The 3734-nt window shown below is 64.8% G+C and carries 3 protein-coding genes; all 3 read left to right on the forward strand.

Annotation, left to right across the window (positions count from 1 at the left end; all coding sequences use genetic code 11):
* Positions 1-533: 533 nt before the first annotated feature.
* The 3 genes from SO180_RS42085 (at position 534) to SO180_RS42095 (ending at position 3555) form a co-directional block, all read left to right on the forward strand.
* A complete protein-coding gene (locus tag SO180_RS42085; RefSeq protein ID WP_449384657.1) occupies positions 534-1931 on the forward strand; it encodes an ammonium transporter in 1398 nt (465 codons plus the stop codon).
* A gap of 174 nt (positions 1932-2105) precedes the next feature.
* Positions 2106-2450, forward strand: coding sequence for a hypothetical protein (locus tag SO180_RS42090; protein ID WP_449384658.1), 345 nt, complete (start codon positions 2106-2108; stop codon positions 2448-2450).
* A complete protein-coding gene (locus tag SO180_RS42095; protein ID WP_449384659.1) occupies positions 2440-3555 on the forward strand; it encodes a DUF6745 domain-containing protein in 1116 nt (371 codons plus the stop codon). Before SO180_RS42090 ends, SO180_RS42095 begins: the two co-directional genes overlap by 11 nt.
* Positions 3556-3734 lie beyond the last annotated feature (179 nt).

Raw genomic sequence — 3734 nt, forward strand, 5'->3', positions numbered from 1 at the left:
GGCGTTCGAGGGGTGTCCACACCCTCACCGCCGCTTACCCCAGTCGCCGCTTACCCCATAGCATCTGGATCACCCGCCTTCGCCTTCGCGGGTGATGACACCGTTCGATACGGCGGCACTGTTGCGAACCGCGTAGGCATTGTCAGCCTCTGCTCATTCGTTGGGCGAAGCGCTGCTGCGCGAAGCAGCACGCACGGCTCCTATCGCAAAGCAGCAAAGTGGAATCGATGCGCATTCAGTGAGTTGATTGAATCGCATCAACGGCGCGAATCTTGCTTGTAGTTTGACCTAAGAATTGGAACCGTCACTGACGCTTTCCGATCTGGCGACAAGGGAAAGGCCGATAAGCCATGAGGCTGGTCGACGCCAGTCTCGAGCCATCGACACTCGACGACCTCATCGCGCCGAGCCGCGAGCATTGTGTCCCAAAAATCCGAGCTGATGACGCTGGCCCAATCGCGCCGGCGCGAACGCTCGTCTTGCGGGTTCCAGTCGAGGCAATCGCCGGAAGACTTCTCATGCGACTTGGGAGGATGACGATGGAATCAAGAACATCCACGCGCCAAAGGCTCGTGACGTTGCTGGTCGCGCTGCTGGGAATTGCGCTGCTCTACCTCGCCCTCGGCGATGTTGCTCTCGCCGAGGATGCGGCGCCGCCGGCTTGCGGCGGCAAGATCCTCGAGAAGTGCACGCCCAATCCCGGCGATACCGCCTGGATGCTCACCTCCGTTGCGCTGGTGCTGATGATGACCGTTCCCGGGCTCGGGCTGTTCTATGGCGGCATGGTGCGCAAGAAGAACGTCGGCGACACCGTGATGACGAGCTTCGCGGTGACGTGCCTCGTCACGATCCTGTTCGCGCTCCTGACCTACAGCCTGGCCTTCCGCGCCGGCACGCCGTTCGTCGGCGGGCTCGACCGCATGTTCCTGAAGGACATCATGAGCGACATCGGCAAGGGCGGGATCGGCAATCCCAATCCGCTCGCGGCGACGATTCCCGAAAGCGTCTACATCTGCTTCCAGATGACGTTTGCCATCATCACGCCGGCGCTGATCGCAGGTGCCTTTGCCGAGCGGATGAAATTCTCCGCGATGCTCTGGTTCATCGGCCTGTGGGCGATCTTCGTCTATGCGCCGGTCGCGCATTGGGTATGGGGCCCCGACGGGATCTTCGCCTCCGGCAACGACGCCGCCTGGGTCAAGGTGCTCGATTTCGCCGGCGGGACCGTCGTGCATATCAACGCTGGCGTGGCTGGCCTGATGTGCGCCATCATGCTGGGCAAGCGCAAGGAGACCGGGCCGGCCCACAACATGGTGCTCACCTTCATCGGCGCCTCGCTGCTCTGGGTTGGCTGGTTCGGCTTCAATGCGGGTTCTGCGGTGACGGCGGGCATGCAGGCGGGCATGGCGATGCTGGTGACGCAGATCGCAACGGCCGTTGCAGGCTTCACCTGGATGCTGGTCGAGTGGTCGCTCAAGGGCAAGCCGACGGTCGTCGGCATCTGCTCGGGCGCGGTCGCAGGCCTCGTCGCCATCACGCCGGCGTCGGGCTTCGTCGGCCCGATCGGCGCCTTCGTGATTGGCATCGCAGCCGGCGTGCTCTGCTACTGGGGATGCACCGGGCTAAAGGCCATGTTCAGCTATGACGACGCGCTCGATTGCTTTGGCGTCCACGCCGTCGGGGGCATCGTCGGCGCGCTGCTCACCGGCATCTTTGCCGTCGAGCAATATGGTGGCACCGCGGGCGCGCTGGAGGGCAATCCCGGCCAATTCATCAACCAGTGCATCGGCGTTGCCACGGTGTTCGTCTATGACGCCGTCGTCAGCCTGATCATCCTCTATGTGGTCAAGCTGTTCGTCGGCTTGCGGGTGTCGGAGGATATGGAGCGCGATGGTCTCGACCTCGCACTGCATGGCGAGGTCGTGCACTAGAGCATGATCCGGAAAAGTGTGAAGCGGTTTTCCGAAAAGATCATGCTCAAACAACAACCTAATGCGCGATGATGATTCATCACGATCTCATCGCGCTTTAGATCGCCTCTAACAATAGTGAAGCAATCGGGGCATCCGCGCAGGCGCGGATGCCCCGGCACGGGAGAGGGAACGATGACCGAGATCTTTGCGCAAGGTGACCTGCTGATCGAGCGGGTAGGCGATGTGGCGCCATCGGGAACGCTCACTGACACCGCCGCAGGCGTGCCGCTGGTCCTGCTGGAGGGCGAAGCCACCGGACATTGTCATGCGATCCGCGAGCGCGTGACGCTGTTTCGCGACGATGATCTGGCGCGCGACATTCCGGCCGGGCTCTATATCGGGCATCTCCTGATCGGTGCGGCCTATGCGCGGGTGACGCATGAGGAGCATGCACCGCTCACGCTGCCGCGAGGGACCTACCGCGTGCGCCGCCAGCGCGAACTCGGGCCACGGGATGCGCGCGTCCTTGCCGATTAAGGAGGCGCTAACGGCGGAGCAAGCGGCGGCGCTGGGGGATTTTCGCGCGCGGTGGGTTGCCGTCCGGCGGTCGACGGCGCCTGCCGACCGCGGCGCGGCAGAGCAGGCGGTGCGGCTTGCCTATCATGTCGCAGGACTTGCGCCGCCGGTGCGCGTCGTCTGGTGCGACAGTCCGCTTGCGCTGGCCACGCTTGCCGGCCGGATGTCGCGCGACGCCGGCCGCAACGTCCGTTCCCGTCTCGTCGATCGTCTTCGCCGAATAGTCGCCTCGCTGGTTGAGGCGCGTGTCGATCGGAAGGTGCTTGCCACTGTTGAGAGCGCCGTCAATCCCGCCGATCCCCTTGTCGCCGCCGCGACCGATGCGGTGATGCGGAGCGTGCCGGAGCAGACTCTGACCGTGCTGGGTCATCTTCGCCGCTATGGCCTATCGTGGTCCGCTGTGTGCCAGGCGATGCTCGCCCCGCGGAGTTTTTCGTCCCTTGCCGGGGGGCCGCACGATTTGTCGTGGCTTGGCGTCTACGATTATCTCCGCGAGGTGGTTGGCCTGCGGGCCGAGACCGAGCCGCTGCGCGGCCTCATGCAGCTTGCGACCAGTGTCGGCTGGTTGCAGCCGCATGAGCACACCTGCTGGCTCGCGGAGCGGCCGAACCTGCTGTGCAGTGACGCGCGCGACCGCTTGCATCACGCCAGCGGTCCGGCGCTGCGCTATCCGGACGGCTGGTCGGTGTGGGCCTGGCGCGGGGTGGAGGTGCCGCGCTGGATCATCGAGCACAGCGAGCAAATCACGCTGGCCGCGATCGACGAGCAAGTGGATGTCCAGGTCCGCCGCTGCATGATCGAGATCATGACGCCGGAACGCTACGTCGCGCTCGGCGGCGCGACCCGCATCGCCGAGGACGAGACGGGAATTCTGTGGCGCCGAAACTGGCTCGCCGCGGACGCCTGGGCCGCGGTGGAGGTGGTCAACGCCACGCCCGAGCCGGACGGCACGCGCCGGCATTTCTTCCTCCAGGTGCCGGCCAATCTGCGCACCGCGCGCGAGGCGGTCGCCTGGACCTACGGGATGCGTGTGGAGGCGTATGCACACCTCGTGCAGAGAACTTGAAAGGCCAGGGCGTGTACTCATCAAGAGATTGGCCGACTGATGTCCGCTCACCCCCAACAGCGCGAAAAAGCGGACGTTGCCCGATGTCGCCGAAGGGTCAAGGATCGGGATAGGGGGACGTCTCGCGACGCCACCCCTCCCACACCACCGGGCATACGGGTCCGTACCACGGCGGTTCG

The sequence above is a fragment of the Bradyrhizobium sp. UFLA05-112 genome (genome assembly GCF_053572325.1).